This window comes from Stenotrophomonas lactitubi (assembly GCF_002803515.1).
In the GTDB taxonomy this organism is placed as follows: domain Bacteria; phylum Pseudomonadota; class Gammaproteobacteria; order Xanthomonadales; family Xanthomonadaceae; genus Stenotrophomonas; species Stenotrophomonas lactitubi.
This window is the reverse complement of sequence record NZ_PHQX01000001.1, coordinates 3,179,625-3,206,056: the sequence shown is the minus strand read 5'-3', so window position 1 is coordinate 3,206,056 and position 26,432 is coordinate 3,179,625. Positions and strand designations below refer to the sequence as shown.

The window sequence follows — 26,432 nt, the reverse complement described above, 5'->3', positions numbered from 1 at the left end:
GCACCCGTTCCACGCCGGTAAACGCTTGGCACATATCGCTTTTGCGGGGCCTTGCCTACACTCGGCGGCCGTGGATCGCTCAGGATTGTTCATGTTGGCTCGTATCGCTTCGACCCTGGCCCTTGGCCTCAGCCTGGCCGTGCTGGCCGGGTGCGCAGGCAAACAGGAGGCCGCCGCGCGTCGGCAGGGCGAAGCCGTGCCGGTCACCGCGCAGGTCGTGCAGGCGATGCAGTGGAGCGACACGCTGCAGGCGCTGGGTACGGCCAAGGCGCGCGAGTCGATCAGCGTGACCGCCAAGGTGAGCGAGATCGTCGAGCGCGTGCATTTCGAAAGTGGCCAGCAGGTCGCCGCTGGCGCGCCGCTGGTGACCCTGCGCGGTCAGGCCCAGGAAGCCGCATTGGTGCAGGCGCAGGCGACCTTCCGCGAAGCCGACCAGTTGTACAAGCGCCAGCGCGAACTGGCGGCACAGCGGCTGGTGTCCAGCGCGACCCTGGATACGCAGAAGTCGATCCGTGATGCCGCCGAAGCACGCGTGGCGCAGATGCAGTCGGACATCGGTGATCGTCGTGTGCGCGCGCCGTTCGCCGGCGTCCTCGGCATCCGCCAGATCAGCCCGGGCACGCTGCTGACGCCGACCACGGTGATCGCCACCCTCGACGACGTCGAGCGCATGCACATCGATTTCCAGGTGCCGGAAGTGGAGCTGGCCGCGCTGACCATCGGCGACAAGGTGCAGGCCACCAGCGTGGCCTGGCCGGGCCGCACCTTCGAAGGCGAGGTCAGCACCATCGATGCACGTATCGACCCGGCCACCCGTGCGGTGACTGTGCGTGCCGACTTCGCCAACGGCGACCACGCACTGCGTCCGGGCATGCTGCTAGACGTGCGCCTGTTCCATCCTGATCGACCGGCACTGGTGGTGCCGGAAATCGCCGTGGTGCAGGTCGGTCGCGACAGCTTCATGTATCGCATCAAGGCCGATGACACCGTCGAACGCGTGGACGTGGTCACCGGTGCACGCCGCGCTGGCGTGGTCGAGATCAAGCAGGGCCTGCAGGCAGGCCAGCGCATCGTGGTGGACGGCACCGGCAAGCTGCGTGCAGGCCTGAAGGTGGCGGCCACCGACGCCGCGCCCGCCAGTGGCGCCCAGCCGGTGACGGCTGAAGCACCGGTCGCTGCCGAGGGTCACGGCGGATGAAGCTGTCTGACATCTCCATCCAGCGGCCGGTGTTTGCCGTGGTGATGAGCCTGCTGTTGCTGGTGCTGGGCGTGATGTCCTTCACTCGCTTGACCCTGCGCGAACTGCCGGCCATCGACCCGCCGATCGTCTCGGTGTCGGTGGACTACACCGGTGCCTCGGCAGCGGTGATCGAGAGCCGGATCACCCAGGTGCTGGAAGACGCGCTGGCCGGCATCGAAGGCATCGATACGATCAACGCGCGCAGCACCAACGGCCGTTCGCAGGTCAGCATCGAATTCACCTCCAACCGTGACATCGAAGCGGCGGCCAACGACGTGCGCGATGCGGTCAGCCGCGTGGCCGACCGCATGCCCGAAGAGGCACGGCCACCGGAGATCGCCAAGGTCGAGAGCGATGCCGATCCGATCATCTGGTTCAACATGGTGTCCTCGACCATGGACACGCTGGAACTGAGCGACTACGCCGACCGCTACGTGGTCGACCGCTTTTCCAGCCTCGATGGCGTGGCCCAGGTCCGCATCGGTGGCCGCCAGCGCTACGCGATGCGCATCTGGCTGGACCGCGACCAGCTGGCCGCACGCGGGCTGACCACCGGCGACATCGAAACCGCGCTGCGCAACGAGAACGTGGAACTGCCGGCCGGCCGCATCGAATCCACCGACCGCGATTTCACCCTGCGCGTGGAGCGCAACTACATCAAGCCCGAAGACTTCGCGACCATCCCGCTGGGCAAGGGCAGTGATGGTTACGTGGTGCGCATGGGCGATGTGGCGAAGATCGAGCTGGCCTCGGCCGAGCGTCGCGCCTATTACCGCAGCAACGGTGAGCCCGGCATCGGCCTGGGTATCGTCAAGACCTCCACCGCCAACTCGCTGGACGTGGCGCGCACCGCGCGCGCCGAGGCCGAGCGTGTTGCGCTGACCCTGCCCAAGGGCACGCAGATCTTCGTTGCCTTCGACAACACCACCTTCATCGAGGCCGCCGTCGACCGCGTGTACGCGACGCTGGTGGAGGCGATGATCCTGGTGCTTGCGGTGATCTGGTTGTTCCTCGGCAGCTTCCGCGCGGCGTTGATTCCGGCGGTGACGGTGCCGGTGTGCCTGGTGGCGGCGTTCATCGCGCTGTACGCGTTCGACTTCTCGATCAACCTGCTGACGCTGCTGGCGCTGGTGCTGTGCATCGGCCTGGTGGTGGATGATGCGATCGTGGTGGTGGAAAACGTGCAGCGCCGCATCGACCTGGGCGAACCACCGCTGGTGGCGTCCAAACGCGGTACCGCACAGGTGGCGTTCGCGGTGATTGCCACCACCGCCGTACTGGTGGCGGTATTCCTGCCGGTCGGTTTCCTGGAAGGCAATACCGGGCGCCTGTTCCGCGAACTGGCGGTGGCGCTGGCCGCAGCGGTCGCGCTGTCAGCGTTCGTTGCGCTGACGTTGACCCCGATGATGGCCTCCAAGCTGCTCAAGCCGCATACCGGGCAGGCCCCGCGCGGGCTGCACGGTTTCATCAACCGCAATCTGGAACGCCTGGCCGGCGCTTACGGTCGCGTGCTCGATCATCATGTCGATCGCACGTGGATCTATCTGCTGGTGATGGTCGCAGCGCTGGCGGCCAGCTGGCTGCTGATCAAAGTGCTGCCTTCGGAACTGGCTCCGGCCGAAGACCGAGGTTCGTTCCAGATCATGATCGATGGCCCGGAGGGCGCCGGCTACGACTACACCGTGCAGCAGGTGCAGCAGGTGGAAGCGCTGCTGGCCCCGCATGTGGGCGCGGACAAGCCGATCGTGCGCGCCAACCCGCGCGTGCCCGGCGGCTTCGGCGCAAGCGAGGAAATGCACACCGGCCGCGTCAGCGTGTTCCTGCAGCCGTGGCGCCAGCGCAGCGAAGGCACGCCGGAAGTAGCCAACGAACTGCAGAAGGAACTGGACACCATCCGTGGCGTGCGCGTACGCACCCAGGTCGGTGGCGGCCTGGTGCGCAGTGGCGGGCAGCCGTTCCAGATCGTGCTGGGTGGCCCGGAATACGCCGAGATCGCGCAGTGGCGCGACCGCATCCTGCTGCGCATGGCCGACAACCCCGGCCTGGTCGGTCCGGACTCGGACTACAAGGAAACCCGTCCGCAGATGCGGGTGAACATCGACCGCCAGCGTGCGGCCGACCTCGGCGTGCCGGTCACCGCGATCGGTTCGGCGCTGGAAACGATGATGGGCTCGCGCCGCGTCACCACCTTCGTCGACAACGGCGAGGAGTACGACGTGCTGGTCCAGGCCGGCCGTGATGGCCGCGCCAGCCCGGCCGACCTCGCCGCGATCCGCGTGCGTGCGACCTCCGGCGAACTGGTGCCGTTGTCCAACCTGGTCACGCTGAGCGAAGTGGCCGAAGCTGGCACCTTGAACCGCTTCAACCGCCTGCGCTCGATCACCATCAGTGCCGGCCTGGCACCCGGCTACCCGCTGGGCGAGGCTATCGCCTGGGCGCAGCAGGTGACGCGCGAAGAGCTGCCGCAGTACGCGCAGGTGAACTGGAAGGGCGAATCGCGCGAGTACCAGAGCGCGGGTGGCGCGGTGCTGCTGACCTTCGCCATGGCCCTGCTGGTGGTGTACCTGGTGCTGGCCGCGCAGTTCGAGAGCTTCATCCACCCGCTGACGATCATGCTGACCGTGCCGCTGGGTGTGCTCGGTGCGCTGGTCGGCCTGTGGCTGAGTGGCGGCACGGTGAACCTGTTCAGCCAGATCGGCATCGTCATGCTGGTCGGCCTGGCGGCCAAGAACGGCATCCTGATCGTCGAATTCGCCAACCAGCTGCGCGACGACGGGCGAACCGTGCGCGAAGCAATCATCGAATCGGCGATGGTGCGCCTGCGTCCGATCCTGATGACCTCGATCGCCACCGTGGTCGGCGCGATTCCGCTGGTGGTGGCCGGTGGCCCCGGTTCGGCCAGCCGTGGCACCATCGGCATCGTGATCATCTTCGGCGTCACCCTGTCCACCTTCCTGTCGCTGTTCGTGGTGCCGGCGTTCTACGCGCGGCTGGCCCCGTATACCCGCTCGCCGGAGGCGGTGAAGCGCGAGCTGGAGAAGCAGGAGGCCGACTCGCCGTCGGTGGGTGGTCATGCCTGAGCCGGCGCGCATTCTGCACGGCGAAGGCTTCCTCCTGCGGCCCTGGCGCAGCGATGACCTGGAGTCGCTGCTGCGCCACGCCAACGACGCGGACGTCTCGCGTGGACTGCGTGACCGCTTCCCGTATCCGTACACCCGCGAGGATGGCGAAGCCTTCCTGGGCGGGCGCGTGCTGGCCCCCGGCACCCTGAACCTGGCCATCGAGATCGACGGCCAGGCCTGCGGCAGCGTGGGTGCCCAGCAAGGCGTGGCCGAGCGCGGGCATACCGCTGAACTGGGTTACTGGCTCGGCCAGGCCCATTGGGGGCGGGGCCTGATGACCGGTGTGGTCGGTCTGTTCTCGCCCTGGGTGATGGACGAGCTTGGCCTGTTCAGGCTGCAGGCCACGGTGGTCGACTTCAACCTGGGCTCGGCCCGGGTACTGGAAAAGAACGGTTTCCAGGAAGAGGGCGTGGAGCGCTGCGCCGTCTACAAGCGCGGCGTCCTGCATGACCTGCGCCGATTCGCCCGGGTGCGGACCGCGCTGCCCTGAAAGGCCGCCGGGCATGGCCCGGCGCTACCGGGTGCGCCGCCGTTTCCGTTGGCCGCCGGAGGTGCTGCCGTCTCCGGGGGTAGCGCCGGGCCATGCCCGGCGGAGAACACGCCCCCGCATCCGGCGCTATCGCAGCGACCTTCGATCAGGGAGAATCGACCGGTCCCTTCCAGCCGACGGGACGTCCTCACAACCCGCCGACTGGAGAGAGCGCGCGTGGAAGCTACCGTACATTTCATCAACAGCATCATCTGGAGCAAGGCGCTGATCTTCATGTGCCTGGCCGCCGGCCTGTTCTTCAGCCTGCGCACCCGCTTCATGCAGATCCGTGGTTTCGTCGAGATGTGCCGCCTCACCGTGTCCGGTGAGAAATCCGACGCCGGCGTGTCCTCGTTCCAGGCCCTGGCCATGTCGATGGCCGGCCGCATGGGCATCGGCAACATCGCCGGCGTGGCCACCGCCATCGCCTTCGGCGGCCCCGGCGCGATCTTCTGGATGTGGGTGATGGGCTTCCTCGGCGCATCCACTTCGTACGTGGAATGCACCCTGGCGCAGATCTACAAGACCAAGGATGCCGAAGGCCGCTACCGCGGTGGCCCGGCCTACTACATCGAAAAGGCGATGGGCCTGAAGTGGTATGCCATGGCCTTCGCCATCGCCACGATCATCGCTGCCGGCTTCCTGATGCCCGGCGTGCAGGCCAACGCGATCGCCGACAGCATCATCAATGCATGCCGTGGCACCGCGCTGTGCGGTCCGCTCGATGGCCAGTCCTTCGGCATGGAATCGGTGCAGGCGCTGAAGCTGGGCATCGGCATCGTCGTCGCCCTGCTGCTGGGCGTGGTGATCTTCGGTGGCGTCAAGCGCATCGCCAACTTCGCCGAAGTGGTGGTGCCGTTCATGGCGGCCGGCTTCATCCTGATGGCCATCGTCATCATGATCATCAACTACGACCGCGTGCCGGAAATGTTCGGCATCATCTTCAAGAGCGCCTTCGGTACCCACGCCGCGTTCGGCGCGATGATGGGCCTGGCGGTGGAGTGGGGCATCAAGCGCGGCATCTACGCCAACGAGGCCGGCCAGGGTTCGGGTCCGCACGCTGCGGCGGCCTCCGAGGTCTCGCACCCGGCCAAGCAGGGTTACGTGCAGGCCTTCGCCATCTACTTCGACACCATGATGGTGTGCACCGCCACCGCCTTCCTGATCCTGGCCAGCGGCACCTACAACGTGTATTCGCCGGTCGCGGGTGCTGAGCCGATCTTCCAGGGCCTGGCCGGCATTCCAGAAGGTGCGGGCTACGCGCAGGCGGGTGTGGAAGCGGTGCTGCCGGGCTGGGGTTCGGCGTTCGTGTCGGTGGCGATCTTCTTCTTCGCCTTCACCACGATCATGGCCTATTACTACATGGCCGAAACCAACCTGACCTACGTCAACCACAACAGGAAGCGGCCGTTCACCGTGCTGCTGCTGCGCCTGGGCATCATCGGCATGGTGGTGTTCGGTGCCTTCCACAACGCCACCCTGGCCTGGGCGCTGGGCGACATCGGCGTAGGCCTGATGGCCTGGCTGAACATCATCGCCATCCTCATCGTGCAGAAGCCGGCCATGCTGGCGCTGCGCGATTACGAACGACAGAAGAAGCTCGGCCTGGATCCGATCTTCGACCCCGATGCCCTGGGCATCAAGAACGCCGATTTCTGGCGTCAACGCAAGCTGGAGTTGTCCCGTAGTGAATGATCCCTGGAAGAATGCCCGCCGCCCGTCGTCGCGACCGCCGCGGGCCACCCCGCTGCCACCGCGTGAGGGCGGCACCCCGCCGCCACCGGGGCGTGGCAACGACGAACTGCGCCTGTATGGCTGGAACGCGGTGCAGGCCCTGTTCGCCAAGCGTCCGCAGGCGCTGCGCAAGCTGTACCTGGTGGAGTCGCTGATTCCGCGCATGCAGCCGGTGCTGAAGTGGTGCGTGGCCAACCGCGTGGGCTACCGCGTGGTGGAAGAGGGCGACCTCAACAAGCTGGCCGCCACCACCCATCACGAAGGCCTGGTGGCCGACGTGCTGCGCGCACCGGTGGTGCCGCTGGCGCAGTGGCTGGCCGAACTGGGCGAAGGCCCGGCGCTGGCACTGTGGCTGGATGGCGTCGGCAATCCGCACAACTTCGGTGCGATCCTGCGCTCTGCCGCGCACTTCGGTGCCAAGGCGCTGCTGCTGCCTGCCAGCAGCACGCTGGCACTGTCCGGCGCGGCCGCACGCGTGGCCGAGGGCGGAGCAGAGTCGGTGCCGCTGGTGCAGCTGCCTGAAGACGCAGAAGCGATGGCGCAGCTGCGCGCGGCCGGTTTCGGCCTTGCCGCGACCCTGGTCGACGGTGGCGATGACGTGTTCCGCGCATCGTTGCCGGCCCGCCTGGTCTACGTGATGGGCGCGGAAAGTGAAGGCATGGATCGCGGCCTGGCCAGCCAGTGTGACCAGCAACTGTCGATTCCCGGCAGTGGCGCGGTTGAAAGCCTGAATGTCGCTTCCGCCACTGCCGTGCTGCTGGCGCAGTGGGTCAGCCAGCGCCGCTGATGGGTGGGTTTGCGGGCGCCGGGTAACGCCGGTGCCCGCGGATCGGAGCAGATCCACGTCGTGCGGGATTTCCTCATGCCGGGAAGGTGCCTCCTGCGTTGCACTACGCACGGCATGCACGGTTCACCGGTAGCGCCGGGCAACGCCCGGTGGATTTCCTGACAGTGCGATGCGCAAAGCATGCATGACGAATTGAAAGTTTCCTTATTGGTGTGCCGTTCCCGGCGACGCAGGGTGGAAGTCCATCCAACGTCGTACAGGAGTGGTCCCCATGCATCATCCTCCCCGCAGTACGGTGCGTGTCTGCCTGGTACTGGCATTCAGTGCGCTTGCCGCCGTGTCCGCGCAGGCCAACGAGCGCACGCTCGACGGCGTCAACTTCACCGGCCCGCTGATCACCCCCAATCCTGCCGGTATGCCGGCAGGTCGCTGGTACGTCGAACCCTATCTGGTGCGGGTCGACAGTTCCTCGTCCTTCGACCACAACGGCGACCGTCAACGCAGCGACGAGCGCAGTGGCGCGTGGGCGATGGTGGTGCCCATCGCCTACGGGTTCAGCGATCGGGTGACCGCCCAGGTCAACCTCAGTGCCTCGCGTGCAGAATCAGGCAACGCGCGCAGCAGTGGTTTCCGCGCCGGCGACACCACCGCACGCCTGCAGTACCTGCTGCAGCCTTCCAGTGCCGATGGCACCACCCCGGCGGTGTCAGTTGCACTGGTGCAGCGCTTCAGCACCGGCAGTCACGACCGGATCACCGGCAACCCGCTCGACGCCCAGGGTGACGGCACGCAGCGCACCGTGGCTGCGCTGGCGGTGCAGCAGGTGCTGTGGCTGGCGAACGATCGCCCGCTGCGCTGGCGCGCGCAGCTCAGTGCCGGGCCATCGCCCTCACGCACTGCGATTTCCGGCGGCAGCGTGTATGGCACCGATGACGGCTTCCAGGGACATATCGCGCGCGGTTCGGTGCTGGGTCTTTCGGTGGGCGCCGAGTACAGCTTCAACGAACGCTGGGTGGGTGTCATGGAAATGGCCGCCAGCCGTGAAAGCGGCCAGCGGCTGACCGGCTTCGCACCGGACGCGGCCGGTACGCTCCAGCGCATCGATGAGGCCCGTCCTGCCAGCCGCAACCTGACCTTCGCGCCGGCGATCGAGTACCACTTCAGTCCGTCGCTGGGGGTGATTGCCGGCGTCGAATTCACCGTTGCCGGTCGCAATACCGGCCGCATCATCAGCCCCCAGGTCGCCCTGGGCATGTTCTTCTGATGGGGGCCCTGCGATGAATGTCGAAACGATCGTCAATGCCGTTCTTGCCGTTGTCTGGAGCCCGTACCTGGTGGTGCTGTGCCTGGCGACGGGTCTGTACTTCAGCGTGCGTACCCGCTTCATCCAGCTGCGCGCGCTGCCGGACATGCTGCGCCTGATGTTCCGCCACGAACGCTCCGATGCCGGTGTCTCGCCGTTCCAGGCGTTGTCATTGTCGCTGTCCAGCCGGGTGGGCGTGGGCAACATCGCCGGTGTCGCCATGGCCATTGCCTTCGGCGGTCCCGGCGCGATCTTCTGGATGTGGGTAGTCGCCTTCCTCGGTGCCTCAAGCGCGTTCATCGAGTCCACCCTGGCGCAGATCTACAAGGATCGCGATGCCAAGGGGCAGTATCGCGGTGGTCCGGCGTACTACATCGAAAAGGGGTTGGGCCAGCGCTGGTACGCCGTGCTGTTCGCGCTGGTCACGGTGCTGGCGGGGGCGATGCTGGCGGGCACGCAGTCCAACGCCATCACCAGTGCGGTGAACGAAGCGTGGGATGTTCCGGTAATGGTCACCACCGGTGTGCTGCTGGTGGTGTTGGCGGCGATCCTGCTCGGCGGCGTGCGTCGCATCGCGCGCGTCGCCGAATGGGTGGTGCCGGTGATGGCCGTGGCCTATCTGCTGGTCACTGCGGTGGTGATGGTGCTCAATGTCGAGAAAGTGCCTGAGGTCATCGCCCTGGTGCTGCGCAGCGCGTTCGGTGTTGACGCCGCATTCGGCGCGATGATCGGCACCGCGATCCAGTGGGGGGTGCGTCGTGGCGTGCTGTCCAACGAAGCGGGCATGGGCAGCGGCGCGCATCCTGCCGCCGCAGCGGAAGTGTCACACCCGGTGAAGCAGGGGCTGGTGCAGTCGTTCTCGGTGTACATCGACACCATGGTCGTGTGCAGCGCGACGGCCTTCCTGATTCTCTCCACCGGGCTCTACAACGTCTACGACCCGGCGGTGAACGGTGTGCCCGATGAGGCACGACTGCTGCTGGGCAACCTTCCTGGCGTGGAAGCGGGGCCGCGCTTCGTGCAGCACGCGGTGGAGTCGGCCTTGCCCGGCTTCGGCAAGTCATTCGTCGCGCTGGCGATCCTGCCTTTCGCCTTCACCACCATCCTCGCCCTGTACTACATGGCCGAGACCAACGTCAGCTACCTCTGCCGCGATCGTCCCCGACAGTGGGTGATGGGTGCCTTCCAGCTGCTGTTCCTGGCTGCTACGGGCTACTCGGCGATGAAGAGTGCGACGGTCGCGTGGGCGCTGGGCGATATCGGCGTAGGCATGATGAGCTGGCTGAACATCATCGCCATCCTGCTGCTGCAGAGGCCCGCGCTGGCAGCACTGCGCGATTACGAAAACCACCGGCGCCACGGGCGTGATCCGTTGTTCAACCCGAAGCTGCTGGGGGTTCGCAATACCAGCGTGTGGGCGGAGTAAGTGTCCTGGCAGGTAGCGCCGGGATGGCCCGGCGCTACCTGGTCAAGCGTTGATCCACGTCATGCGTGGATGCGGCTTCACTCGTTCGGCGGCGTGGTGGCCTTCGCTTCACTGCCGAAACTGCCATCGGCTTCGGCGGCCAGGTAGGCAAACACGGTGTAGGCCGCCACGTTCTGCGCCAGCGCCTTCGGGTCGATCTTGTCGAGCGTGTCGTCGGCGGTGTGGTGCAGGTGGAAGTAGTCCGAGCCATCCTGCGCCAGCCACGCCCATGCACCGCCCTTGGCCGCCAGCGGGCCGACGTCCGGGCCCGGGCCACCCTTGTCGGCCTGGTACTCGATGCCCAGCGGCTTCATCACCTCGGCAATCTGCTTCGTTGCCTCGCGCGAGCCTTCCGGGTTCGGCGAACCGGTGTTGAAGGCGTAGATGCGTCCAGCACCGAAATCGCTCTCGGCGGCCAGCTGGTGCAGGGCCACGTCCTTGGCGTGTGCCTCCGCGTAGGCCTTGCCGCCATACAGACCCTGTTCTTCGTTGGCGAAGGCGATCACGCGGATGGTGCGCTTCGGTGCCTGCTTGAGCTGGCCGATCAGATGACCGGCGGCCATGGTGATGCCCACGCCCGCACCGTCATCGACCGCGCCGGTGCCCAGGTCCCATGAATCCAGATGTCCGCCGATGACGACTACTTCCTTCGGCAGCGTGCGGCCGGTGATCTCACCGATCACGTTGTACGAGGTCGCGGTGCCATCCCAGCCACAGTCCAGCGCCACTTTCACCGTGGTCGCGCCACGCGCAAGCAGGCGGGCCAGCTGGTCGGCGTCGGGTACCGACAGCGCCGCCGACGGCACCGGGGTCAGGCCGTCATCGAAGCGGGTGATGCCGGTGTGCGGCACACGGTGCGAATCAGTACCGGCCGAACGCATCAGGAAGCCGACCGCGCCCTTGCGGATGGCCTCGGACGGGCCCTTGCTGCGGATCGCGCCGCCACGGCCATAGTCGCGGCCATCGCGGAACGGCAGCATCTGGTAATCGACGAAGGCGATCTTGCCCTTCAGCGAACCGGCCGGTGCGGCCTGCAGCGCAGCCAGATCGGCGAAGCGCACCACCTCGGCTTCCACCGTACCGCCCGGGCTGCCACCCAGCGCAGTGATCTGCAGCGGCTGCGGGTTCCTGCCGGTCACCGCAGCGTGTTCACTACGGCGCTCCCACTTCGGGAAGGTCACCGGTTCCTTCCACACCTTGTCAAAGCCCAGTGCCTTGAACTTGGCTTCGGCCCAGGCCACGGCACGCGCGTCGGCCTCGCTGCCGGCGATGCGCGGGCCGATCTCGGTGGTCAGCGATTCGACCACCTTCCAGCCGGTGTCGTCGGCCAGCGCCTGGTCGCGCAGCTGTGCGGCGGTAGCCAGCGAGGCCGGCGGCAGGGTGGTGGCATGCGGCGCCGCGAAGGCCGGCGCGGCCAGCAGGGCGAGGGAGGATGCGATGGCAAGGACGCGGCGACGCATGGACAGCTCCGGGAAGGGTGTAAGCCTTGGAGCTTAACAGTCGTTCAGCGCCGCGCATGGGCGGGAGGTCATGGCCGCTGCGGATGCTGTTTTCCGCCAGATGCAGCAAAGCGAAAGCCCCGCCGGAGCGGGGCTTTCGCATGCCTCTGCGGTAGCGCCGGGCCATGCCCGGCGAGCGCAGCGGCAAGATGGCGTTCCGCCGGGCATGGCCCGGCGCTACCACCTTATTTCTTCAGGTTGTCGCGGATCTCGCGCAGCAGCAGAACTTCCTCGGCCGGCGCTGCCGGTGCCGCTTCCTTCTTGCGCGACAGGCGGTTGATCACCTTGATCACCAGGAAGATGGCGAAGGCCACGATCACGAACTGGATCAGCGTGTTGATGAAATCACCGTAGCCGATCACCACCGCCGGGATTTCCTTGCCATCGGCACCGATGCTGGCCGGCGACAGCGTCCACGCAAGCTGCGAGAAATCGACCTTGCCGATCAGCATGCCCAGCGGCGGCATGATGATCTTCTCCACCAGCGCGGTGACGATCTTGCCGAAGGCCGCGCCGATGACCACGCCGACGGCGAGGTCGATGACGTTGCCGCGCATCGCGAATTCCTTGAACTCGGTGAGCATTCCCATTGTTGTTTTTCTCCTGAGGGCGAGGGGGGACAGCGCGCAGGGTAGCGCAGGTGATGTCAGCCGGCGATCACGCCGTGGCGCTCGGCCACGTTCTCAAGGCGTGCGCTGAAACGGTCGCCGGGCTTCAGCGCGGCCACGCCGGACGGCGTGCCCATGAACACCAGGTCGCCGGCACGCAGCTGCCACAGCTTGGACAGCTCGTGCAGGATCTCCGGCACGTTCCAGATCATCTGATCGAGCAGGGACTGCTGGCGTACTTCGCCGTTGATCTCCAACGACAGGTTGAGCGCAGCCAGGTCACCGACTTCACCGGCATGCACGATCTCGCTGATCGGCGCGGAGGCATCGAAGCCCTTGGCCGAATCCCACGGGTGGCCCTTTTCCTTGGCGGCGGCCTGCAGATCGCGGCGGGTCAGGTCCAGGCCCACGGCATAGCCATACACCAGTGCCTCGGCATCGGCCACGGCCAGCTCGCCGGCGGGTGCGTCACGGCCGATCGCCACCACCAGTTCCACCTCGTGGTGCAGGTTGCTGGTGGCAGGCGGGTAGGGGATCACATCATCGTGGCCGACCACGATGGCGTCGGCCGGCTTGGTGAAGAACATCGGGCGGCCGCGATCGTCGGCTGCAGGCACGGCAGCACCCATCTCACGCGCATGGTCGGCGAAGTTGCGGCCGACACAGTAAATGCGGTGCACGGGAAAACTGCCGCCGCCAACGACCGGTACACGCGGCGTGGCTGCAGCAGGGATCACATCGGAGACATCGGACATGCGGGCATCCAGGAAGGGAGTGCCCGCAGTCTAGAACGCAGCAAGGCCCGCCGTCAGCGGGCAGCGTCGATCAGCGCGAGGCCGGCAGCGCCGACTTGCGCACCACGTGGTACTCGCCCTCGACCACGTTCGGGTCGGCCGGGCGGCTCGGGCCGGGCTTGCGCGAAGCCAGCAGCTTCCACGCCAGGCCCACCAGGATCATGGCCGCACCGACGAATACGCCGATGAACACCATCGCGGCCAGGATCGCCAGGCCGAGCAGGCCCACGGCAACGCGCACCAGCGGATGGCGCGGCTTGCGCGGGGCAAACAGGGTGCGGAACTGGTTGAAGGCGAAATCGCGATTGAACATGGTGGCTCGATAGGCTGGAAATCAGCGAGCCATGAGTATCGGCAGCTGCCACTGTCATTGAGTGAAAAACTCGTTAAATATAGCCTTGGCTTATTACGGATCAATGACTTGTGTTCATGTCGCAGCTAGTCACATGACCAGGCATGCGACAATGCGCGATTCCGTCCGAGCCTTCGCCATGACTGCCGCTGTCGCCCTGATCACCCTTGATGCCATTGCCGATGGTGCGTTTGCCGAGGTTGAAGCGGTGGTCGATGGCGATGCCGAGTCGCTGCTGCTGTACCGCGACGGTGAGCAGGTGCGCGCGTTCCTGAACATCTGCCCGCACGCGGGCCGCCGCCTGGACTGGGCACCGGGCCAGTTCCTGAAGAGCCGCGAAGGCCACCTGGTCTGCGCCGCCCACGGCGCCTCGTTCGCGCTGGACAGCGGCGACTGCATCGCCGGCCCCTGCAAGGGCGACCGCCTGCGCGCCGTGCCGGTGGACGTCCGCGACGGGCAGGTCTACCTGGCCTGATGCATCGGTGTGCGGACCAACGGTCCGCACCCACCAAGCCAACAGTCCGCACCCAATAGATCAACAGGTATCCAGAGATCCATCCACGCATGGCGTGGATCTACTGCAGATTGCGGCGATTTGTCGAAGGCGGGGTGGGTCCGGTTGCGGGGGTGTCCGCGGCATGGATGCCACGGCCAAGCCTACAGGGACGTACTTGCGGCGTCCCCCGCCACCGGGCCCACCCCGCCATCCCACGGATAGCCAGCTTTTGCTGTTGCTCCGGCTGTTGCCGTTGCCGTTGCCTCTGCGGGTGCAGGGCGCAGCCCTGCCAACAAACCCCCACCCTCAGAACATCAGGTTGATCATCACCACCACCACGCACGTATAGATCAGCGACAGCGGGCCGCCAACCCGCCACATCTCGCGCGGGGTGTAGTTGGCCGGGCCGGTGATCATCGAAATCACCGGGTTCGACGCCGTCATCAGGTTATTGGACGCCGACAGCGCCACGATCAGCGCGAAGGCCGTGGGATTACCGCCTGCCGCCAGCGCCAGGTTTACCGCGATCGGCACCATCACGATGGTCGCCCCGACATGGCTGATCACCAGCGAGAACACCGTGGTCAGCAGGGCCAGCGCCAGCTCCAGCACCCAGATCGGAATACCCGTGGGCAGCTTGTCGATGGTATGGCCGGCCACCCACGCCGCGGCGCCGCTGGAATCCATCGCCCAGCCAAGCGGAATCAGCCCGGCCATCATGAACACCGTCTTCCAGTTGATCGAGGCATAGGCCTCGTCCATGCGCAGCACGCCGGTCAACAGCATCCCGGCCACGCCGGTCATCAGGGTCAGCGCCACCGGCAGCTTGCTGGTCAGCGCGATCAGGATGGTCAGGGCGAAGATCGCCATGGCGATCTTGAACTTGTGCGGGCGCTGCTCGCCGGTCGGGTAGTCGGTGACCACCACGAAGTCGCGGCTCTTGGCGGCCTGCGCCAGATCGGTCCAGATGCTGTGGAAGACCAGCATGTCGCCGGCGCGCAGCTGCACATCGCGCACATCCTCGCGGATCACCTGCTTGTCGCGGTTGATCGCCAGCAGGCTGATGCCGCGTTCCTTGCGCAGGCGCAGGTCGGCCGCGCTCTTGCCGATCACGTTCGACGTCGGCGGCACCACCGCTTCGGAAATGCCGGCGCGGCTGGGATTGAACAGGTCACCCAGGTGTTTCAGGCGCGAGGACATGCGCAGGAACTGGTTCTGCGCGAAATCGTGGATCTGCTCGCGCGGGCCCATCGCCCCCAGCACGCTGCCCACCCATATGCGCATTTCTGCCGGCGGCGCCAGGCGGGTGTCATTGCCGGTCTTCAGTGCCAGCAGCAGCGGCGCGTCATGCAGGTTCTCCGCTTCGCCCAGGGTCATGCCGACCAGCGGACTCTCGGCGGTGACCACCAGTTCGAACACATCGCCTTCGATGCCGTAGGTCTTGGCGAAGTAGCTCTCGGTGCGGGCCGGCGTGGTGCCGTCGTTGACCAGGCTTTCCTCTTCCACCAGCTTGCGGTCGCCGTAATAGCGGAAATACAGCAGCGAGGCGATCAGCAGGGCGATGCCGATCGGCAGCGGCGCGAACATGCGCAGCGGCTCGATGGTGGCCAGGCCGGAGGGCAGGTTGTTGTTGGCCGAGGCCAGCAGATCGTTCAGCAGGATCAGCGGCGAGTTGCCGACCATGGTCAGCGCGCCGCCCATCACGATCGCCGCCGAGATCGGCAGCAGCAGGCGCTGCATGGTCAGCCCGGTGCGCGCGGCCAGGCGCGAGGCGACCGGCAGGTACAGCGCCATCACCGATGGGTTCTGCATGAAGGACGAGTTCAGGCCGGCGATGGCCGTGGTCATCATCAGCAGCCGCTGCTCCACACCGTGGCCTCGCCGCAGCAGCCAGGCCGCAAGGCGGTTCAACGCGCCGGTGCGGTCCAGGCCGGCGCCGAGGATGGTGGTGGCGATGATGCTCATCACCGCGTTGCCGGAGAAACCGCCGAAGATCTCCTCCGGCGCGATCAGGCCGGTCACGCCCAGCACCACCAGCACCACCAACGCGACCACGTCGGCGCGGATGCGCTCGAACAGGAACATCGCCATTGTGAAGCCGACCAGCCCGAGCACGAGCTTCATGTCAGTGGTCAGCGTCAGCGCGGTATCCATGTGGGGCGCGGCGTCCTCAGGCGTTCATCAGGTGCGGTCGTACAACAGGTCCCAGACACCATGGCCGAGCTTCTGGCCGCGGGTCTCGAAGTGGGTCTGCGGGCGCCAGTCCGGGCGCGGCACGCTGCCACGCGGGCCGGCACGGTTGACCAGGCCGGGGGTGGCATCCAGCACGTCCCACATCTGCTCGGCGTAATCTTCCCAGTCGGTGGCGCAGTGCAGACGGCCACCGGAGCGCAGCTTGCGCACCAGCAGCTCGGCAAAGCCCGGCTGGATCAGGCGACGCTTGTTGTGGCGCTTCTTGTGCCACGGGTCGGGGAAATAGATGCGCACTTCGTCCAGCGCGCCATCGGCGATTTCCTTCTCCAGCACTTCCACCGCGTCGTGGTGGTACAGGCGCACGTGGTCGGCGTTGTCGTCGGCCAGCGCGTTCAGCAGGCGGCCGACGCCGGGCGCGTGCACTTCCAGGCCGATGTAGTCGCGGCTGGGGTCGTGCTGTGCGGCAAAGCGCAGCGCGGCACCGTTGCCGAAGCCGATTTCCAGCACCTTGCGTGCATCGCGGCCGAAGGTGGCATCCAGATCACGCGGTTCACCGCTGAAATCCAGGCCGAAACGCGGCCAGCGCTCGTCGAACGCGCGCTGCTGGGCGGGGGTGAAACGACCTTGGCGCAGCACGAAGCTGCGCACTTCACGGCGGCCTTCGTTGACCGTGAACGGCTTGGGCGGCGCCTTCGAACCGGCGCTGTCGAATGGATTGGTCATCAGCCGATCAACCCATCGATCGGCGAGGACGCACTGGCGTAGCGCTTGCGCGGAATGCGGCCGGCCAGGTATGCCTCGCGGCCTGCTTCCACGGCCTTGCGCATCGCGCTGGCCATCAGCACCGGGTGGCGCGCACCGGCGATGGCGGTGTTCATCAGCACGCCGTCGCAGCCCAGCTCCATCGCGATCGCCGCGTCCGAAGCGGTGCCCACGCCGGCGTCGACGATGATCGGCACCTTGGCGTCTTCGATGATCTGCAGCAGGTTGTACTTGTTCTGGATGCCCAGGCCCGAGCCGATCGGCGCGGCCAGCGGCATCACCGCAGCGCAGCCGATCTCTTCCAGGCGCTTGGCCAGGATCGGGTCGTCGGAGGTATAGACCATCACCTCGAAACCGTCCTTGACCAGCTGTTCGGCGGCCTTGAGGGTCTGCACCACGTCCGGGTACAGCGACTTCTGGTCGCCCAGCACTTCCAGCTTGGTCAGGTTGTGGCCGTCCAGCAGTTCACGGGCCAGGCGGCAGGTGCGCACGGCATCCTCGGCGGTGTAGCAGCCGGCGGTATTGGGCAGGATGGTGTAACGGTCCGGCGGCAGCACGTCGAGCAGATTCGGTTCGCCCGGGTTCTGGCCGATGTTGGTGCGGCGGATGGCCACGGTGACGATCCGGGCGCCTGCGGCCTCGGTGGCCAGGCGGGTTTCTTCCAGATCCTTGAACTTGCCGGTGCCGGTGAGCAGCCGCGAGCTGTAGGTCTTGCCGGCGATCACCAGCGAATCGGGGGAGACATGAGCGTTCATGGCGCGATTATCGCTTATCCGCCTGAAGATGGGGTCACGCGGATGCGGGGGCGAGGGTCATTTCTCGCTGGTAGCGCCGGGCCATGCCCGGCGAGCGCAAGGCACGGGCCTTGCTTCAACCACCGCCAAGCGCATGCACGATCTCCACCACATCGCCCTCGGCCAGTACATGCTCGGCATGACGGCTGCGGCTGACGATCTCGCCGTTGACCTCCACCGCCACCCGGCGTTGCAGCAGCTGCTCGGCCGCGAGCAGGTCCAGGAGGGTCGCCGAAGCGGGCAGGGTGCGGGGTTCGCCATTGAGCTGGATGTTCATGCGGCCATTGTCGCTGATCGCCGGTTCGCATCGGAACCGTTGCAAGTTGCGCGCTACGCCCGCACCGGCAAAGCCCACCAGGCCTGGCTCGGGCGACAATCCATGCGGCGGCGCAGCGTGAGCAATTGGCGGCGCAGTGAAACCATTCACCGTGCGCCGGCGTACGTGCGTCGGATCCTCAACGATATCCCCACAGGAGTTTTTACATGCTGCTCAGCAAACGCCCGATCCGCTCCCTCATGGCGGCCGCGATCGCGCTGGCCGCGCTGCCGGCCATGGCAGGCGAATCCCCCTACAGCCACGCGGTCTTCTTCGGCGACAGCCTGACCGACGCTGGCTACTTCCGTCCGCTGCTGCCGGCCGACGTGCGCCCGGTCACTGGCCAGTTCACCACCAACCCGGGCTGGGTGTGGGCGCAGCAGGTCGCCAACTACTACGGCCTCAATGGCGCTGCCAACGGCAACGGCCAGAACGGCGACAACTACGCTGTCGGCGGTGCCCGTGTCGGCGTCGACGTGGCCAGTGCCCTGGGCACCATCCCATCGTTGAAGAGCCAGACGGCCCGCTACCTGGCTGCCAACGGCGGCAAGGCTGACGCCAATGCCTTGTACACGGTCTGGGGCGGTGCCAACGACCTGTTCGCCGCAGCGCGTGCGCCGGCCCAGGCGCAGGCCATCATCGGCGCGGCTGTCACCGACCAGGTGGCCCTGGTGGGCGCCCTCAAGCAGGCCGGTGCCGAGTACGTGCTCGTCCCCAACCTGCCCGACGTCGGCATTGCCCCGCAGTTCCGCTCGCTGGGTCCGGCCGGTGCCGCGCAGGCGACCGCGCTGGCAGCTGGCTACAACAAGGCCCTGTATGGCGGCCTGAAGCAGGCCGGCATCGAGTTCATCCCGCTCGATACCTTCACCGTGCTGCGTGAAGTGGCGGCCAACCCGGCCATGTACGGCTTCCGCAACGTCACCGACACCGGTTGCAGGATCAACCCTGCTGACACCACCACCAGCATCCTGACCTGCAACCCGACCAGCTACGTCAGCCCGGATGCGGCCACCGCCTATCTGTTCGCCGACGGCGTGCACCCGACCACCGCCGGCCATGCGCTGCTGGGCCAGTACGCGGTGTCGATCCTCGAAGGTCCGCGCCTGCAGCAGGTGCTGAGCCATTCGGCACAGACCATCGGCCGCTCGCGTGCCGACCAGGTCAGCCTGCACCAGGCGGGTCGCCCGGCTGACGGCCTGTCGTGGTGGGGCGGCGTGCGCGGCGACATGCAGCGCTATGACCACGCCGATCTGTACGACGGTCTGGCCCCGGCCGGCCTGTTCGGTATCGACTGGGCGCGTGACGGCATGGTCTTCGGCGGCTTCGCCGGCTTTGGCCGTCTGAATGCCGACTTCGGCAACAGCCGTGGCGACTTCACCCAGAAGGACACCACGGCCGGTCTGTTCGCTGGCTGGTACGGCGACCGCATCTGGGTCAATGGCCAGGTCAGCTACACTTGGCTCTCCTATGACGTGAACCGCAAGGTCCAGCTCGGCCCGGCAACCCGTGAGCACAGCGGCTCGCCGGACGGCAGCAACCTGACCGCCGCCCTGAACGCCGGTTACGAGTTCGGCACCGAGGGCGGTTTCCGCCACGGCCCGATCGCCTCGGTGATCTGGCAGCAGGTCAAGATCGACGGTTACACCGAAAGCGCCGATGCCGGCACCCTCGCCACCGCGCTGGGTTACGGCAAGCAGGATGTCGATTCCACCGTGGGCCGTATCGGTTGGCAGGCCCGCTTCGACGGCGGCACCGTCAAGCCGTACGTGCAGGTGACCTACGACCACGAGTTCGAAGACACCAAGCAGGCCAGCGCCTGGGTGCAGAGCCTGCCGGACGTGGGCATGTACCGCGTGCCGGGCATGGACTTCGACAAGAACTATGCGACCGCCATCCTGGGCGCGCGCATGGAACTGTTCGGCCTGCAGAGCAACATCGGCCTGAGCGCCACCACCCTGCAGAAGCGTGCGCAGGACGCGACGTTGTTTGCCAGCTTCAGCGGCAGCTTCTGATGCACATGACGGCAGGCCTGCGGGCTTGCCGTCTACTCGACGGGCAGGCTGCAAGGGCCTGCCCGTTGCGTTTGAACACGTGCCCCGCATAGACTTGTCGGGCAACGCGGGCGTAGCTCAATGGTAGAGCTGTAGCTTCCCAAGCTACTGACGAGGGTTCGATTCCCTTCACCCGCTCCACTCCACCCGCTCATGCCGCTAAGTGCATGAATGCAAAGGGTGCTGAGTCAAAAACGCTGCCTTCAAACGACCTTCCCATAGGTATCGTTTGAGGTATCGCTCCATGCCAAAGCCGCTTCTTCTTGCGCGCCCATCAGGGCTCTACGCCCGCTTCCTTGTTCCTCTTGACCTTCGATCCCGCTTGGGTTGTCGCTTCATCGTCCGTGCGCTGGGTTTGCCCTCCGGTGATCGCGCACGACTGGCGGCGGCGTGCATGAGCGTGGCACTCTCCGATACGTTCAGCGCGATGCGTGCAGGAAGACTCGTGGACAAGAAGGAACTGGATGAACTGCTGCGTAAAGTCGCCTTGGGGCAGCTGCGTGAGCTCACCTTGGAGAACATTTCGCTTCCCAACGGAGAGCGAATTGGGCGCGCCCAGGTTGATACGCCCCATGATGCGGCGCTGCTTGCCAGCCTCTTGGGGTTGTCTGCTTCATCGTTAAATGAAACGGAGCCAGCGGATCAAGCAGCGGGATCAGGCTGGCGCAACGAGGTCATCAAAGGCCAGGTGACTCAGACCGTAGCGCCCCCAAAGGGAGGAGTAACGCTATCTCACGCGATTGACCAGCATTTGGATGATCTGCGTCGTGCAAAGCGCGATCCGAAGACCATCATCGAAAGCCGCCAGACGCTTCGCATCCTGCTCGGACTCGTTGGGGATCTGCCAGCGGCTGGGCTGACGGTTGATCATGTCAGGGCGCTATTGGACGGCGTGCAGCACTGGCCGAAGAACGCGACGCAGCGCGCCGAATACCGCACATTGAGCGTCAAGCAGACGGTCGCTCATTCCAAAGCGAACGGGGAGCCGCCGCCTAAGGCATGGACGTTGAGCAAGCATTGGGATCGAATGGCCGTGTTCGTTCGCCATCTGCATGCTGCCGGAGTGCTGGATCGCGATCTGATGGCCGCTATAGTTCGCCCTTCGGCGAAGACCGAGGCGGCGACGGGTCGACCTTTTTCGCATGCGGAGCTCAAAGCGGTGTTCGGCGCTGGGTTTGTGCCCTGGGCGTCGAAGTGGCCACACCGCTGGTTCGGTCCAATGATCGGTCTCTATAGTGGCGCCCGCGTGACTGAGGTGGCGCAGCTTCGAGTTGCCGACATCCAGGCGGTGGAAGGCATCTGGGGCTTTGTCGTCACGACGGAAGGCGAGGGCAACAAAGTTAAGAACCAAAACAGCCGCCGCTTTGTGCCATTGGCCCAGCCGCTGTTGGATGCGGGCTTTATGGCCTATGTGGAAGACGTGCGAACGGCTGGACACGAGCGGCTCTTCCCCAATCTGCCGAACTCCACAGGGCTTGGGCTGGGCAGGCAGCTCAGTCGGCAGTTCTCGGCCTATGTGAAAGACCAAGGCATTGTTGATCCTGGCATGGGATTTCATGCATTTAGGCACTACCTCATCACCCACCTGGATCGGGCGCTGGCCGCAACCGGGATGAAGCCTGAGCAGCGAGAGCCTGTGATTGGTCGCATCTCAGGGCACTACAAGCCGCCCGGGACGACGCTGCGCAGGGTGTATGTGGACAGGGATGGTCTGCCGGTTCCCGCGTTTTGCGAGCCAGAGACGCTCCAAGAGCGCGTTGACACGCTGGCGCTCTTTACGCCTTCCGTTGTGCTCCCGACCTATTGCTCCTCGCAATTTGGCGCGCAGTTGAAGCGGGCATCCGTCCTCGCCGCGCGGGAGGCGAGGGCAGTTGCTGCCAGACGTTCCAGCCCGTAATGGCGCGCCAGCACCGAGTCAACGGGCCTGACGCTTGTGGTCCTCTAGGAAAGCACACGGCAGTATATGGAGGAGTTCGCGGATGCATTCAGACAGTTCACTCAGCACCGGCAACAGTAGCATGCAGATAAGGCCTGCACTCAGTGAGGAGGGATGACTTGCTAAATGCGGGGTCATGAGTGATGTTCATCGACAAACCTATTCAAAGCGTGGAGTCATATGATGAAGGTCAAAATTGTTTCAATTCATGGTCACGGGGACGAGAGCAAAGAATACGTTCTGCTCCGTGTGTTGGATGATTGTGATATCGGCAAGTATCAGTTGAGTGATACAACCTATATAAAGGACAACACTGTCTCCAACAAACTCCGTCATGTTTACTGGTTCCCGGATAAGGAGGTGTCGAAGGGAGACTTGGTATCCTTGTGGACAGGCATCGGCAAGCAGGCCACGGTTAAAAACGCCAACGGGGAAACCGTTCACCGCTTCTTTTGGGGATTAAAGTCTGCAATCTGGAACGACACTGGCGATGCTGCCGTTCTTCAACATGTAGATCAATGGAGTCATTTCTCAGCAAAGGCATGAGTTCAATATATTGGCGATGCCCGTCTCTGTCGACTCGCTGAAATTATGATTACTCGATGCGGGTTGGTTACGGATACATCTTTGCCTCTTTGCTTAACCGTTCTTTAAACTGTCCGCGCACGTAGCTCGGTAATGTCACTGACGGCTGATATTGCGCCAGCGCTTCAACTTGGATCTTCCGCACATTGGCCGCTGACTTGTGCACGTAGTTCTCTTGGAGCACGGGCGCTCTCTTGTTGAGCGAATGGCCTGTGATCAACGCGATGTGCTCGACTCGCACGCCCTTTGCATCCAGTTCAGTGGCGAGCGTATGACGGAACGCATGGGAGCCGATGCCTTTGCCAAAGCCCAACTCTTTCATGTATTTGGCGAACTGATTGACGAACCCCTGGCTGTAACGACCATTGGGCTCTCCGGTTTGCCGGCAGGTGCCCGCTGACAGATTGGGGAAGAGGCGAGGATGTCCGCAGGCCTCGATGTCGGCTAAGAAGTCCAGGAAGCCTGCCTCAATCAGGCTGCTGTGGATGGGCACTTTGCGGATGGCACTCTTGCCTTTGAGCTTCTGCCGTGAGCGTTTGCCGATGCTTCCCGCTAAATCTGCATCCACTGTCTTTTGGATCGAGAAGCACCAAACCCCTTGGTCCTGGACGATGTCACTAGCTTTGAGCTGGGCAATTTCATTGATGCGGGCTCCTGTGTAGAGTGCGATCAGCGGACACCACAAGCGGTGCGGATACTTCTTGGCCCAAGGGATAAAGGTCTCAGGTGCAAAGATCTTCTGGATTTCCTCCTGGGAGAGCAGTCGCTCTGGCTCTTCTGGATCAACGACAAGATCTTTACGAGGGGCTTTGAAGGAAGTCATCGGCGAATGTGGGATGGCTCCGGCCTCGTGCAGCGTATTGAAGAAGGCGGTCAATAGACGGCGGTGCAATTCAAGCGTTGCGTTGGCGGGCTGAGTTCTGCCAAGTGCCTGCCCCTTCGCGATCAGCCCTTTAGCATCCAGCTTCTGATAGGCGGGGTTGGACATGAAGTCCTCTGGTGCCCACCGAAGCAGATCCCACATTTCGTAAATATGCGTGTGATTGATGCCTGCAACGGAGATATCGCCAGTGACGCGTTGCAGGATCGCAAGCGTTCGGCGATATGCATCAATGGTTGTCTGCTCGCGATTCTGCCGTTTTTTGTCGTTGAGGAAATCTTCTGTTTCTTTCGAAAGAAGCCGAGCCGGGGTTGCCGGAGGCAAAGGCTCGGGATAGCGCGTGCCTGATCTGCGAAGCCGTCTTTTGCGCTCATGGTCGTCTAGCGTCGCTTGGACGAGGTTCTGAAAGTAAACGGCGCCTGCCTGGCTGGTAATCCGGATGTTTCTAAAGCTTGATTTGCCGTGGCTAACTTCTTCGATAAACAGATCGCCGAATGGATCTTCGATGTAATGCGCCAATTGGGAGTTTTGAGAGAGCATCTACTATCCGGTATGAGGAGGTAGATCTTTGATAAGGCAGCACGATTTTTCGTCAATCCAAAATCGAGACAGAATTTACGTCCGAAAGATTGCCTAAGTCATTGCCTATTTTTGTGTTGTTGGATGGCAAAAGGCTTAATTAGTTTCATAATAAATATTCTTAATCACTTAGCAATTGCAAGGCATCTGGCCTAAGCCTGCTCAAATATCCATAGACGTGCTTATAGTGTTTAAAAGTAAAATAATGGCGGAAAGTGAGACATTTCTCACACCAAGAAAATGAACGCAACATAAATGGATGGGTGCTTGCCTTAAGTAATCTATCTTAAGAAGGCAGTTAGGCAATTCAGTCCGACGCTACCGGCATATGTGCACACAAGGAGAGCCTGGCGCAGGTCAGTCTCATCTTTTGAGACATAACTGGGTTCATATGCGGGCTGTTCTCAGATCGTCACATGGCCATGAGCTCTTGCGCAGCCGATGATTGTTGCTATGTTGTTCAAATGGGAGAGCGCACAGTCACCAGTAGAAGTAAGACGAAGGGCGAACGAGTCCTGCCCCGTGCCGCGTCTCTCACTGTGACGCGGCCTAAGTGTCGTTATTGCGGTCGTTCGTGGCTACCACCCCAAGGTGTGGTAGCTACCGATGCCTATTGCCCATCGTGTTCCGCGTCGAGAAGGGGTGCTGCGTCTGCTGTATTTGGGCTCATGCCGCTCACGCCTCAAGATGCGTCGGGGCCATACTTACTGCCTTGGGCGCTTCGTCAAAGTCACCGCAAGGTGAAGTAGAGCCGATCTGAACAGTTAAGGGTCAAAGAAGCCGTTCAACTGTCGAAGCACTTCGACTTTCCCAATCGTGCCCCCCGATCCACCCAGCGTGCGCTTTCTGCCACTCCCCCGGACAGGCTCACTCCACGCCGACCAGCTGTGGCTGCGGGCTGAATGCGTCGTCCACTCGACGATCTTTTTCCTCGTCCCATCAAGCATCTCCCAAACTACCTTCGCAGGGGACACGGTCACAGTCCATGCTGGGATAGGCAAGTTAGAAAGAGCATTGAGAAGCTGCTGGTCGCTCTGATAGCGTGCCTTTGGGTCATCGTTTAGCATGCGTCTGATAGCGGAACGCCACGCTTTTGGTATGTGCGGAAGCCAAGTCAGAGAATTAACAAAGCCACCGTTAGCAACGACGCTTCTAGGTGCAGGACTCCGCTCATACCAGTCTTTGCCATGAAGGAGGCGGAAAAGAGTCATGCCAAAGGCCCAAAAGTCTGTCTTGACGCTCGTTGGTGCTCCTCCCCACACTTCATAAGCGATATGGTCCGAGTATCCGGCCACGGATCCGTAGCCTGCGATCAACCGATCAGTGACTAGGCCGAAATCCCCAATTTGTGCAGTGCCTTGGCTATCAATCAAGATGTTGCCAGGCTTGATATCGCGGTGAAGCAATCCTCGGGTGTGTAGCGCACCAAGGCCTATCGCAACCTCTGTCGCAATCTTGCGGACTGATTTCAGATTCATTGGCCCTTGCTCATAGAGGGCTTGCAGGGAACCCCCAGGACAATAGGCCATGCAGAAACGAATGCTCTGACCGCCTGGAAGCTCCTCTATATGGAATACTTGGACCACATTTGGGTGCTTAGCTTTCGAGAGGTTCTGCGCCTCGGATAGAAAGCTTGCTTTATGCAAATCCCACTCGGCGTCATCTTGTCCGGCCTTCCGTTCGAGGACCTTGACCGCGACTTCACCGTGGATACTGTCATTGCCTAAGTACACAACGCCGAAATGTCCAGCCCCTAGCTTCTGGCCTATTTGAAGGGCAGGAACGACACCGGCCATCAAATACTCCTCTGCGCCAGGATCAATACGGCGCCTTCCCGGCTTGCCTTCCGCAGTGGAGCTCCCTGCGTGTGGGTTTTCCAAAAATTCTCATCACTAATATATTCGTCAACCTTACGGTCACCATAGGTCTTGCTGATACCGGCTTTCGAAAGTATTGCCACATTCTTATTGGTTGACGCAGCGGCTGCGATGACCACCCCTCGAGTCTCGGCGCTCCGCAGTAGTGCCATGGTCGCGGATCCTTGGGATACGGCACTCGCCTTGATCACAATCTGATCTATTTTCTGACCAGAAAAGTAACTTGTGCAGCGTTTGTACAGCACGTCATAGGCATCCGGTCGACCATCTTTCTGCAATTTCCAGGTGTCGTCAAGAGTGATAACTATGGCATTGGATTCATCATCTGGCACATCGGCCTGTACGAGCGTTATTTTATCCCCGACAACGATCAGACTCGCAAATCGCCTTGACATTGCTTACATCCCTGTTCGGCTGAGAGTCGAAGATCGTAACATTGTGCGGCGGGGCTGTGTCATGAATCTAACTCGCATCCTTTATTGCCAGCGGATCTACGGTTGCAGGCCATCTGCCAGCATGGTCAAGGACGC

General features: G+C 63.9%; 22 protein-coding genes and 1 tRNA gene. 12 read left to right on the top strand and 11 right to left on the bottom strand.

Annotated elements, in window-relative coordinates; all coding sequences use genetic code 11:
* Nucleotides 1–91 precede the first annotated feature (91 nt).
* The 7 genes from CR156_RS15050 to CR156_RS15020 all read left to right on the top strand — a co-directional run bounded on the left by CR156_RS15050 (nt 92) and on the right by CR156_RS15020 (nt 10,141).
* A complete protein-coding gene (locus tag CR156_RS15050; RefSeq protein WP_100553417.1) occupies nt 92–1,198 on the top strand; it encodes an efflux RND transporter periplasmic adaptor subunit in 1,107 nt (368 codons plus the stop codon).
* Nucleotides 1,195–4,320 carry an efflux RND transporter permease subunit gene (locus CR156_RS15045; RefSeq protein WP_100553416.1) on the top strand — a complete coding sequence of 1,042 codons (3,126 nt, stop codon included), beginning with the start codon at nt 1,195–1,197 and terminating at the stop codon, nt 4,318–4,320. Before CR156_RS15050 ends, CR156_RS15045 begins: the two co-directional genes overlap by 4 nt.
* On the top strand, nt 4,313–4,852 hold the full coding sequence (locus tag CR156_RS15040; protein WP_100553415.1) for a GNAT family N-acetyltransferase: 540 nt from the start codon (nt 4,313–4,315) through the stop codon (nt 4,850–4,852). The genes CR156_RS15045 and CR156_RS15040 overlap by 8 nt, the downstream gene beginning before the upstream one ends.
* Nucleotides 4,853–5,068: 216 nt before the next feature.
* Complete coding sequence (locus CR156_RS15035; protein WP_089236620.1) at nt 5,069–6,586, top strand: alanine/glycine:cation symporter family protein; 1,518 nt, start codon at nt 5,069–5,071, stop codon at nt 6,584–6,586.
* Nucleotides 6,579–7,412, top strand: coding sequence for a TrmH family RNA methyltransferase (locus CR156_RS15030; RefSeq protein ID WP_100553414.1), 834 nt, complete (start codon nt 6,579–6,581; stop codon nt 7,410–7,412). Before CR156_RS15035 ends, CR156_RS15030 begins: the two co-directional genes overlap by 8 nt.
* A gap of 271 nt (nt 7,413–7,683) precedes the next feature.
* Nucleotides 7,684–8,676, top strand: coding sequence for a hypothetical protein (locus CR156_RS15025; protein ID WP_100553413.1), 993 nt, complete (start codon nt 7,684–7,686; stop codon nt 8,674–8,676).
* Nucleotides 8,677–8,689: 13 nt separating this feature from the next.
* A complete protein-coding gene (locus CR156_RS15020) occupies nt 8,690–10,141 on the top strand; it encodes an alanine/glycine:cation symporter family protein (RefSeq protein ID WP_100553412.1) in 1,452 nt (483 codons plus the stop codon).
* A 77-nt stretch (nt 10,142–10,218) separates the two neighbouring features.
* Here the strand turns inward: CR156_RS15020 and CR156_RS15015 are convergent, their stop codons facing one another.
* From CR156_RS15015 to CR156_RS15000, 4 genes are all read right to left on the bottom strand, one after another.
* Nucleotides 10,219–11,640, bottom strand: coding sequence for a M28 family peptidase (locus tag CR156_RS15015; protein WP_089236617.1), 1,422 nt, complete (start codon nt 11,638–11,640; stop codon nt 10,219–10,221).
* Between the two features lie 224 nt (nt 11,641–11,864).
* The gene (gene mscL, locus CR156_RS15010; RefSeq protein ID WP_100553411.1) at nt 11,865–12,269 is read right to left on the bottom strand and encodes a large-conductance mechanosensitive channel protein MscL; all 405 of its coding nucleotides are present in this window, start codon (nt 12,267–12,269) and stop codon (nt 11,865–11,867) included.
* Between the two features lie 56 nt (nt 12,270–12,325).
* Nucleotides 12,326–13,042, bottom strand: coding sequence for a fumarylacetoacetate hydrolase family protein (locus CR156_RS15005; protein WP_100553410.1), 717 nt, complete (start codon nt 13,040–13,042; stop codon nt 12,326–12,328).
* A 70-nt stretch (nt 13,043–13,112) separates the two neighbouring features.
* The gene (locus tag CR156_RS15000; RefSeq protein WP_089236615.1) at nt 13,113–13,394 is read right to left on the bottom strand and encodes a hypothetical protein; all 282 of its coding nucleotides are present in this window, start codon (nt 13,392–13,394) and stop codon (nt 13,113–13,115) included.
* A 178-nt stretch (nt 13,395–13,572) separates the two neighbouring features.
* On the opposite strand from CR156_RS15000, the gene CR156_RS14995 reads away from it, so the two are divergent.
* Entirely contained in the window at nt 13,573–13,908 is a 336-nt protein-coding gene (locus tag CR156_RS14995) for a Rieske (2Fe-2S) protein (RefSeq protein ID WP_049469607.1), read from the top strand.
* 327 nt (nt 13,909–14,235) lie between these two features.
* Here the strand turns inward: CR156_RS14995 and CR156_RS14985 are convergent, their stop codons facing one another.
* The 4 genes from CR156_RS14985 to thiS form a co-directional block, all read right to left on the bottom strand.
* Nucleotides 14,236–16,083, bottom strand: a complete 1,848-nt coding sequence (locus CR156_RS14985; RefSeq protein ID WP_100553409.1) for an SLC13 family permease — start codon at nt 16,081–16,083, stop codon at nt 14,236–14,238.
* Between the two features lie 27 nt (nt 16,084–16,110).
* Nucleotides 16,111–16,845, bottom strand: coding sequence for a tRNA (guanosine(46)-N7)-methyltransferase TrmB (trmB, locus tag CR156_RS14980; protein ID WP_089236613.1), 735 nt, complete (start codon nt 16,843–16,845; stop codon nt 16,111–16,113).
* Nucleotides 16,845–17,639, bottom strand: coding sequence for a thiazole synthase (locus tag CR156_RS14975; protein WP_100553408.1), 795 nt, complete (start codon nt 17,637–17,639; stop codon nt 16,845–16,847). The genes trmB and CR156_RS14975 overlap by 1 nt, the downstream gene beginning before the upstream one ends.
* A gap of 115 nt (nt 17,640–17,754) precedes the next feature.
* Nucleotides 17,755–17,955: a sulfur carrier protein ThiS gene (gene thiS, locus CR156_RS14970; RefSeq protein WP_025874279.1), complete on the bottom strand. Its 201-nt coding sequence runs from the start codon at nt 17,953–17,955 to the stop codon at nt 17,755–17,757.
* A 206-nt stretch (nt 17,956–18,161) separates the two neighbouring features.
* Between thiS and CR156_RS14965 the strand changes: the two genes are divergently transcribed.
* The 4 genes from CR156_RS14965 (at nt 18,162) to CR156_RS14950 (ending at nt 22,527) form a co-directional block, all read left to right on the top strand.
* Nucleotides 18,162–20,006, top strand: coding sequence for an autotransporter outer membrane beta-barrel domain-containing protein (locus CR156_RS14965; protein WP_100553407.1), 1,845 nt, complete (start codon nt 18,162–18,164; stop codon nt 20,004–20,006).
* Nucleotides 20,007–20,112: 106 nt separating this feature from the next.
* Nucleotides 20,113–20,186, top strand: a tRNA-Gly gene (locus CR156_RS14960).
* Between the two features lie 103 nt (nt 20,187–20,289).
* Nucleotides 20,290–21,942: a site-specific integrase gene (locus CR156_RS14955; protein WP_100553406.1), complete on the top strand. Its 1,653-nt coding sequence runs from the start codon at nt 20,290–20,292 to the stop codon at nt 21,940–21,942.
* A gap of 222 nt (nt 21,943–22,164) precedes the next feature.
* Nucleotides 22,165–22,527, top strand: coding sequence for a hypothetical protein (locus CR156_RS14950; RefSeq protein WP_100554191.1), 363 nt, complete (start codon nt 22,165–22,167; stop codon nt 22,525–22,527).
* Nucleotides 22,528–22,594: 67 nt separating this feature from the next.
* Here the strand turns inward: CR156_RS14950 and CR156_RS14945 are convergent, their stop codons facing one another.
* The 3 genes from CR156_RS14945 to CR156_RS14935 form a co-directional block, all read right to left on the bottom strand.
* Nucleotides 22,595–23,986 (bottom strand): site-specific integrase, encoded by a 1,392-nt coding sequence (locus CR156_RS14945; protein ID WP_100553405.1) that lies wholly within the window; start codon nt 23,984–23,986, stop codon nt 22,595–22,597.
* An 803-nt stretch (nt 23,987–24,789) separates the two neighbouring features.
* Entirely contained in the window at nt 24,790–25,821 is a 1,032-nt protein-coding gene (locus tag CR156_RS14940; protein ID WP_100553404.1) for a serine/threonine-protein kinase, read from the bottom strand.
* Nucleotides 25,821–26,297, bottom strand: coding sequence for a hypothetical protein (locus tag CR156_RS14935; RefSeq protein WP_100553403.1), 477 nt, complete (start codon nt 26,295–26,297; stop codon nt 25,821–25,823). The genes CR156_RS14940 and CR156_RS14935 overlap by 1 nt, the downstream gene beginning before the upstream one ends.
* Nucleotides 26,298–26,432: the final 135 nt, after the last annotated feature.

What these genes read in the sequence shown, in the direction of transcription:
- CR156_RS14955 (WP_100553406.1), top strand. Translation starts at nt 20,290, where the DNA reads ATGCCAAAGCCGCTTCTTCTTGCGCGCCCATCAGGGCTCTACGCCCGC.
- CR156_RS14985 (WP_100553409.1), bottom strand. Translation starts at nt 16,083, where the DNA reads ATGGATACCGCGCTGACGCTGACCACTGACATGAAGCTCGTGCTCGGG.
- CR156_RS15000 (WP_089236615.1), bottom strand. Translation starts at nt 13,394, where the DNA reads ATGTTCAATCGCGATTTCGCCTTCAACCAGTTCCGCACCCTGTTTGCC.
- CR156_RS15020 (WP_100553412.1), top strand. Translation starts at nt 8,690, where the DNA reads ATGAATGTCGAAACGATCGTCAATGCCGTTCTTGCCGTTGTCTGGAGC.
- CR156_RS15005 (WP_100553410.1), bottom strand. Translation starts at nt 13,042, where the DNA reads ATGTCCGATGTCTCCGATGTGATCCCTGCTGCAGCCACGCCGCGTGTA.
- CR156_RS14940 (WP_100553404.1), bottom strand. Translation starts at nt 25,821, where the DNA reads ATGGCCGGTGTCGTTCCTGCCCTTCAAATAGGCCAGAAGCTAGGGGCT.
- CR156_RS14975 (WP_100553408.1), bottom strand. Translation starts at nt 17,639, where the DNA reads ATGAACGCTCATGTCTCCCCCGATTCGCTGGTGATCGCCGGCAAGACC.
- CR156_RS15045 (WP_100553416.1), top strand. Translation starts at nt 1,195, where the DNA reads ATGAAGCTGTCTGACATCTCCATCCAGCGGCCGGTGTTTGCCGTGGTG.
- CR156_RS15025 (WP_100553413.1), top strand. Translation starts at nt 7,684, where the DNA reads ATGCATCATCCTCCCCGCAGTACGGTGCGTGTCTGCCTGGTACTGGCA.
- CR156_RS14945 (WP_100553405.1), bottom strand. Translation starts at nt 23,986, where the DNA reads ATGCTCTCTCAAAACTCCCAATTGGCGCATTACATCGAAGATCCATTC.
- CR156_RS15050 (WP_100553417.1), top strand. Translation starts at nt 92, where the DNA reads ATGTTGGCTCGTATCGCTTCGACCCTGGCCCTTGGCCTCAGCCTGGCC.
- CR156_RS14950 (WP_100554191.1), top strand. Translation starts at nt 22,165, where the DNA reads ATGAAGGTCAAAATTGTTTCAATTCATGGTCACGGGGACGAGAGCAAA.
- trmB (WP_089236613.1), bottom strand. Translation starts at nt 16,845, where the DNA reads ATGACCAATCCATTCGACAGCGCCGGTTCGAAGGCGCCGCCCAAGCCG.
- thiS (WP_025874279.1), bottom strand. Translation starts at nt 17,955, where the DNA reads ATGAACATCCAGCTCAATGGCGAACCCCGCACCCTGCCCGCTTCGGCG.
- CR156_RS15040 (WP_100553415.1), top strand. Translation starts at nt 4,313, where the DNA reads ATGCCTGAGCCGGCGCGCATTCTGCACGGCGAAGGCTTCCTCCTGCGG.
- CR156_RS15015 (WP_089236617.1), bottom strand. Translation starts at nt 11,640, where the DNA reads ATGCGTCGCCGCGTCCTTGCCATCGCATCCTCCCTCGCCCTGCTGGCC.
- CR156_RS14995 (WP_049469607.1), top strand. Translation starts at nt 13,573, where the DNA reads ATGACTGCCGCTGTCGCCCTGATCACCCTTGATGCCATTGCCGATGGT.
- CR156_RS14935 (WP_100553403.1), bottom strand. Translation starts at nt 26,297, where the DNA reads ATGTCAAGGCGATTTGCGAGTCTGATCGTTGTCGGGGATAAAATAACG.
- CR156_RS14965 (WP_100553407.1), top strand. Translation starts at nt 18,162, where the DNA reads ATGCTGCTCAGCAAACGCCCGATCCGCTCCCTCATGGCGGCCGCGATC.
- mscL (WP_100553411.1), bottom strand. Translation starts at nt 12,269, where the DNA reads ATGGGAATGCTCACCGAGTTCAAGGAATTCGCGATGCGCGGCAACGTC.